4 protein-coding genes and 1 pseudogene are annotated in these 6993 nt (G+C 67.5%); 3 read left to right on the forward strand and 2 right to left on the reverse strand.

Going from position 1 to position 6993, the window contains the following annotated elements; all coding sequences use genetic code 11:
- Positions 1-84 precede the first annotated feature (84 nt).
- Complete coding sequence (locus ACNPQM_RS43210) at positions 85-342, reverse strand: hypothetical protein (RefSeq protein ID WP_418088311.1); 258 nt, start codon at positions 340-342, stop codon at positions 85-87.
- A gap of 229 nt (positions 343-571) precedes the next feature.
- Positions 572-1330 (reverse strand): SDR family NAD(P)-dependent oxidoreductase, encoded by a 759-nt coding sequence (locus tag ACNPQM_RS43215; protein WP_418088312.1) that lies wholly within the window; start codon positions 1328-1330, stop codon positions 572-574.
- 849 nt (positions 1331-2179) lie between these two features.
- Between ACNPQM_RS43215 and ACNPQM_RS43220 the strand changes: the two are divergent.
- From ACNPQM_RS43220 to ACNPQM_RS43230, 3 genes and pseudogenes are all read left to right on the forward strand, one after another.
- Positions 2180-4027: pseudogene (locus ACNPQM_RS43220) on the forward strand (DNRLRE domain-containing protein); the annotation flags it as partial.
- 174 nt (positions 4028-4201) lie between these two features.
- Entirely contained in the window at positions 4202-6190 is a 1989-nt protein-coding gene (locus tag ACNPQM_RS43225; protein WP_418088314.1) for an amidase domain-containing protein, read from the forward strand.
- 4 nt (positions 6191-6194) lie between these two features.
- Complete coding sequence (locus ACNPQM_RS43230) at positions 6195-6713, forward strand: hypothetical protein (RefSeq protein WP_418088313.1); 519 nt, start codon at positions 6195-6197, stop codon at positions 6711-6713.
- Positions 6714-6993: the final 280 nt, after the last annotated feature.

A 6993-nucleotide genomic window follows, 5' to 3' on the forward strand; every position in this document is an offset into this window, starting at 1 on the left:
AACGCAGCGAACTTTGGCGCTTCGCGCCTCCGGGCCGAGGATGCGTTTCCCTCCCCGGCTGAAGCCGGGGATACCCACGCAAGATCACGGATGGATCAGCAACCAACGAAGCAGGGCCGCGACCCTGTCGCCGGAACGGGCGAAACAGCTGTCCGCCATCGGCATGCGGTGGTCGTGATGGCCGTCGTCGTCACCGCGGCCGCCGCGCTCGCGGCCGGCGATCTGCTCGGGCGTCTGGGCCCGTGGCAGCGTCTGGGCGGCTGGGCGGCCGATCAGGTCCGCTTCACCGGGGCGTGGGTCCGGGGCGGCGCTTGCCGCCAGGCCGTCGCCGTCCTGGTCCACGCCGTCCCGTGCCGCGCACCAGCTGGCGCATCATGCGCGCCCCGGCCACCGAACGCGGGCGCTGGCGCCCGTACGCGATCCGGACTCCCTGATGCAGTGCCGCACTGACGGTCGCGGCCGTCACCTTGGCGATACCGCGGCGGACGGTCTCGCGTTCGTCCCGGTGACCCCCTGGCCCTGCGGCCGAGGAACAAGCCGGGCTGCGCGCGAGGCCGGGGGGACCTTCAGGTCAGCGGGTGGTGAATCCGCCGTCGATCGCCAGGGCCGCGCCGGTTATGAACGAGGCTTCATCGCTCAGCAGGAACGCCACGAGCGGGGCGATTTCCTCGGGCTGGGCAATGCGGTTCACCGGGTGCATCGCTGAGATCTGCGCGACGGCCTCGTCGCTGGTCATCATGGAACCGCGGGACAGCGGCGTGTCGACACCACCGGTGGTGATGGCGTTGATCCGCACGCCCTGCTCGGCGACTTCGAGCGCGGTGGCCCGGGTCAGGCCCACGACCGCATGCTTGGCGGCGACGTACGGGGCAACGCCGGGCAGCGCGACGACGCCCATGTTGGAGGCGTTGTTGACGATCGCGCCACGGGTCTTGAGGACCTCCGGGATCTGGTGCTTGAGGCAGTTGAAGACGCTGGTGACGTTCTGCGCGATCTCGGCGTTCCACGCGGCACCGTCGATGCTGGACACCGGGCCGGAGGCGTTGACGCCGCCGGCATTGTTGAACGCCCCGTCCAGGCGGCCGAACTCGGAGAGCGCCGCCGCGACCAGGGCGGCGGCGTCGGCCTCGACGGAGACGTCCGCGGGAACAAAGAGCACCCGACCGCTCGTAGCACGGATGCTCTCGGCGGCCTCCTCACCGACGTCCTTGCGGCGGGCGCCGATGACGACGGCGGCGCCTTCCGAGGCGAGCCGCTGGGCGACCGCGAGACCGATGCCGGAGGAGCCGCCGGTGACGACGAAAACTTTGGAGTCCAGACGGGAAGACATGGAGAAGCCTTTCGAAAAGAGGTGGTTCTGGGTGGTCGGCCGGGCCCGGCATCTGATCACCTCCATCAGACTGCGGCAGGGTGGAAGTCGGTGCTGGCGGGTATCGGACCTCGCGTTGCCAGCGGAACCCGGCGGCTCGCGGCCCTCACGCCGGTGCGGCCGGACCATGATGCTGCCCCATTCGTTCACGGTCTACGTGCTGCGCGTGCACGCCGGCGACCCGTCGCTCATCGGGCGCTACCTGCCCGCCGGATGGTTCGACATGGCGTCGGCGGCACCTGGTTGACGTAGACCAGCCCGGTCACCGACGCCAACGCGGTGGCCGGTGAGACGGCACGGCCCGCCACCCCGGCCCGACGGCCGGGCCTACGGGCCAGGACACGCGGGGCGATCGCGAGGGCCGGAACGGCCGACGCGACCACCACGTCCACGAGTATCTGTACGTCCATCACGTATGTAGATACACCTTGTACTCCGCGGCCGCCCGGTGAACGACACCTCGATGGGAGCGATGGGTCACGAACAGGACGCCGAGACCTACCAGTTCGGCGCGCGAACTTCCCTCCGGTCGTCGGGCTGCTGGAACAGCAGGGGCTCGCCGTCGGGGCGATGTGACATTGACGGTTAGAGGGTTGCAGGGCAGATCTGGTTGCTCACCTGGGGCAGGTTGTGCCCGGAAACACCCCATCCCTCATGTCGCGTGAGGTAGATCACCATTGACGCTCCGTAACCGGCGTCTGTCTTCTCACAGTTGCCCAGAACTTGGGGTTTTCTCCTTCGGTATGTTCACGACTTCACCATTACTTGGTGAAGATGTGAACAATGAAAGGGAAAAACGTGACCGATCCTTTGTCCGTGCCGCGGCGCGGGCGGGTGCGGCCCGCAGGAAGAACCCTGCGCTGGGTAGCGGGAACTCTCAGCCTGGCGGTGTCCGCCGCTCTGCTCAACGGCGTGAGCTCCGCGGCTGAAGCGCCGGACCATCCTGCTGCTGAGAGCGAAGCTCCGGTGACGCAGGCGGCCGACCTCGCTTCCGCGCGTGCTGCCGCGCGCCTGTCGGGAAAGCGAGTGGAGGCCCTGTCGGAGCGCACGGAGGCGACCACGACGTGGGTGAACAAGGACGGGTCGCTGACAACCGAGGTCTCCGCGGGCCCTGTTCGGTTCTACGACCAGGACGCCGGCTCGTGGCGTGGCATCGATGTGAATCTCACCCGCGGTTCCGACGGTTCCGTCGAGGCCAAGGCGCATCCCCATGGTCTGAAGCTTTCAGGAGGAACCGGCCGTCCGGCCGCATCGCTCAAGGCGGCGCAGGAGGCCGCGGCCACGGACCTGGTGACGCTGGGCGAGGATGATCAGCGGATCACCCTGCAGTGGAAGGGCGGGCTTCCCGCGCCGAAACTGGACGGGACCCGTGCCGAGTATGTGAACGCGGTACCGGGCGCGGACGTGGTGGTCGAGGCGACACGTTCCGGGTTCGAGCAGTTCGTCGAGATCAAGCAGCGTCCCGAGGTCGACAACTACAGTTACACGCTGCCACTGAAGGCCAAGGGCCTGAAGGCGAAACAACTGGCTGACGGCAGCGTGCTGTTCACCGACAACAAGAACAAGAAGCGGGCCGTCATGCCGGCCCCGGTGATGTGGGACGCCACCGTCGACCAGCGGTCGGGTGAGCACACGCACAAGGCCAGGGTCGGCCTGACGGTCGTGCAGAAGGGCTCGTCCGTTGACCTGGTGGTCACCCCGGACATCGGGTTCCTCACCGACCCGGACACCCAGTACCCGGTCACCATCGACCCGTCCACATCGGCGCTGTCCAACGTCTTCGCGACCTATGTCCAGCAGGGAGTGACGGTCGACCAGTCGACCGACAAGGAGCTGGACTTCGGCAACCCGGGCACGAAGAACGCGGACGGCACCCCGCGCACCGCGCAGACCTTCATCTCCTGGAACACCACGCCGTTTCAGGACGCGCTGGTCCTGAACGCGAAGTTGTCCTTGTACAACTTCCACTCGGGCAACACCGACTGCAAGGCCTACCCGTGGGAGGTGTGGACCTCCGGGGCCGCTTCCACCTCCAGCCGGTGGGCCAACCGCCCGACGATGACGGCGAAGAAGGCCACCTCCACCGAGACACGCGGCAACTCGGCGTGCACGAGCACCCAGCCGGCGGGCTGGATCAACGCGGATGTGACCACGCTGGCGCAGGAATGGGCGTCGGCCAAGGCCACCCGCGGCAACATGGGCATCAGGGCCTCCGACGAGTCGGTGGTGGCGCAGTGGAAGCGCGTCAACTCCGCCAACGCGGCCTCGAACCCGCCGAAGCTGGTGGTCAACTACAACTACCGGCCGCGCACGGGCACCAAGCAGCAGGCGGGCCCGCCGTACACGCAGGACAAGACGGGCACCTGGCGCGTCGACACGACGACCCCCACCTTGAGGGACACGTTCGTCGACCCGGACGGTGACAAGGTCAACGGCACCTTCCAGATCTTCGACGACGCGACCAACAAGCAGGTCGGAGACGTCCTTGTCTCCCCGTTCGTGGCCGGCGGAACGCCAGCGGAGGTCAAGGTGCCGGCCGGGCAGCTCCAGCACGGGCGCACTTACCGGTTCCGGACGAATCCCTACGACGGTACGCACTACAGCCTGGAATGGTCGCCCTGGGCGAGGTTCAGTGTGAGTCCTCTGCCGGGTGTCCCACAGGACCTGCAGGCCGGCGCCGAGCAGACACTGACCCCGATCCTGTCGGCCGTGGTCACCGACCCCGCCCAGGGAAGGGTGAGCAGTGAGTTCACGCTGAAGGATGCTGCAGGGGCTGCGATTCCGGGGCTCATCCTCAAGCCGGTGTGGACGGACAGCGGGTACCGGTCCGCCGTGCAGATCCCCGACGGGGTACTCACCGACGGTGCCACCTACTACTGGAACGTCCGAGCCTGCACATCGGTCGGCTGCTCACCATGGTCCGCGCTGCAGAAGCTCACCGTGCGGGTGCGGCCCCTGCCCGTCCCCGAGTCCAAGACCCTCACCCTCACCGATGGCCGGCTCACCGCCTCATCGGCCGTGACGGACTGCGACGACGCGTGCCCTGCCACCCCCGACGGGAAGATCCTCGCCGGACGAACCGACGGGCACGACTGGGCCACGTGGATCAAGGCAGACCTGTCGCCCCTGCCCCGCGGATCCTTTGTGACCGGGGCCAAGCTGTCCCTCACACGCGCCGACTGCACCACCGGGTGCACGGCCCAGAAGTTCGACCTGTTCCAGCTCGCCACCGCGTGGTCTCCGTCGCAGAGCGGAAAGGAACTGCTCGCCGCCGCAAGCGTCGACAGCTACAGCTCCGGTGAAGAACTCACCGCCACCGAGCTCGGACCCGTGGTGCAGTCATGGACCGAGCTGGGGGACAACACCGGTCTGCTGCTACGAGCGGCAGGCGAAGCACCCGGTGCGGCCTACTACTCGGCCTCGGCCGGCGACGCGGCGAAGCGGCCGCAGCTCACCATCCAGTACGTCCTGCCGTCCGCTCCGGGCCCGGTCGAGGACATCGCCGTCAGCGCCGGCGACAAGGGGCTGCTGGCCCGGTGGAACCCGCCGCTCAGCGGTGGGGCCGCCGGTGAGGAGACCGGCTACACGGTGAAGGTGGAGACGACGGACGGGCTGATCGTGGCCGAGGTGGAGAGCACCGTGCCCCGCGCGGTGGTCACCGGCCTGGACAACTCACGCTCCTACCGCGTCGCGGTCACGGCACACAACACCTTCGGCAACGGGCCAGTTTCCCGCTCCGCGCTCTCCCAGCCGACTGCGGTCACCGGCGGCCCGGACCTGTACAGGACGTATGTGCAGGACTACCTCAAGGCACGCGGGCGGATCACGACCGGCGGAAGCCTCACGGCCGGAGACGCCGCTTCCGAGTCTGCTCACGGCGGAGTCTTCCGTGAGCTTCTCGAGGCCCAGGAGGAAGGTCTCGTCGGCGCACGAGAGGCCCTGGAGAAGCGCGGCCAGAGCTACAGCTCGGCGTCCGCCGAACTGAGCGACGTGCTGGTGCGACGCGGCGAGAACACCGCCGAGGCGATCGTGCACGCGACCGTGACGGAGTCGGAGACGATACGCACGGACGGCGTCGACGACAAAACCGAGGCCCGCAACGACAAGCGGTTCACCTTCACCGTCAAGAACGGTGCCGTCGTGCTGCTCACGGAAGCCGATGACGCCTCCGCTGGTCTGACGCTGTCCCCGACCGCCGCCGCCGAGGCCCAGTTGGAGTCAGAGGGGTCGGAAGACGCCGACCTGCCGGCTGACGAAGGCGACGCCCTGGACCTGGACGACGACGGGTTCCCGGTCAACGACGGCGTACCGCTGGTCACCACTCTTGCCAGCGTCGTCGACGGGAACGGAACCGCGAACTGGGCCTACAAGAACCGTGGTACCAAGTGGGAGTACAAGCAGGACTGCACCAACTTCGTCTCCAAGGCCCTCTACTACGGTGGCCACATGAAGTTCCGGAATGGTGGCCGCAAGGCCGACCACTCCTGGTGGCAGGAGTACTACCTCTTCGGCACGATCAAGAACAAGACCTACACCTGGTCCGCGGCAGAGAATCTGCGCCGCCACGTCACCAAGTACCGCCACTCGCAGACCATCTCGAAGGCTAGCTCGGCCAAGGTCGGTGACATCATCTTCTTCAAGTGGAAGTCGGAGAAGGTCTACAACCACGCTGCGGTGGTACGGGCCAACTCACGCGGTGAGATCCATCTCGTCCAGCACGGGATCAAGGAACTGACTACACTCAGCGACGTGATCGCCCGCTACAAGAAGAAGAAGGATCCGATCGAGAAGGTCCTGATCGTTCGCGTCAAGGACAGGTGACAGTGTGAGACACAGGGCCGTATGCGGAATAACGGCAGCCCTGCTGCTGAGCTTGTCCGCGTGCTCGCTGCTCGGGCCCGACCTCCAGTACGAAACGGATTACGCCAACCACGAACCGCTGCATGTGTTCGGCTATCCGTCCACCGGATCCCTGCAGGTGGTCCAGGAGGTCGTGTGGCGCATCGCCGACGGCAAGGCCGGGGATCTGGAGAAGCTGGCGACCAGCGACAGCACCGACAGCGAGACCCGGAAGACGGCCGCGAACTGGATCAAAAGCTTCCAGAAAGGGGCCAAGGGTAAGGTCGCGGCCGACTTCTACGACGAGGCATCCGAACGCCAGGTGGTAGTGCTGTACTTCCAGGACACCCACCAGGTCAAGCAGATCACCGTGCGGGTGGACGACCCGGAAGGTGCCGACAGCTGGCGAGTTCGGATGAACGAACCCGGCTTGAAGGAAGCCACCAGCACGCCTGACTGGGCTCCCAAGGAGCCCGGCGGGGATGGATCGGTCTCCACCGGCTGAGCCCGGATCCGGGTAGAACAGGCAAGGGGGCCCGGCAACGCCGGGCCCCCTTCGCCGTGGTTCGCAGAGCCGCCGCGCCAAAAGGTGCCGCCTGTCACGCTCCCGGAGTGGTCACGCGCGTCAGGCCGCGGAAGCTCTCCAGCCTCTCCAGCAATCGCCGCACCCCTTCCCGAGCGGCGGGCAGCCTCGTGACTCCTCCCCCTCGTAAACGAGGGGGCTTCTCGCTATGCCGGTTGGGCTTCGCGACGGACCAGCCCGGCCCGTAGGACGTTCAGGGCGC

The sequence above is a fragment of the Streptomyces sp. NPDC056231 genome, from assembly GCF_048270745.1.
Taxonomy (GTDB): Bacteria; Actinomycetota; Actinomycetes; order Streptomycetales; family Streptomycetaceae; genus Streptomyces.

Coding starts and splice junctions, on each gene's coding strand:
- ACNPQM_RS43215 (WP_418088312.1), bottom strand. CDS start 1,330: ATGTCTTCCCGTCTGGACTCCAAAGTTTTCGTCGTCACCGGCGGCTCC.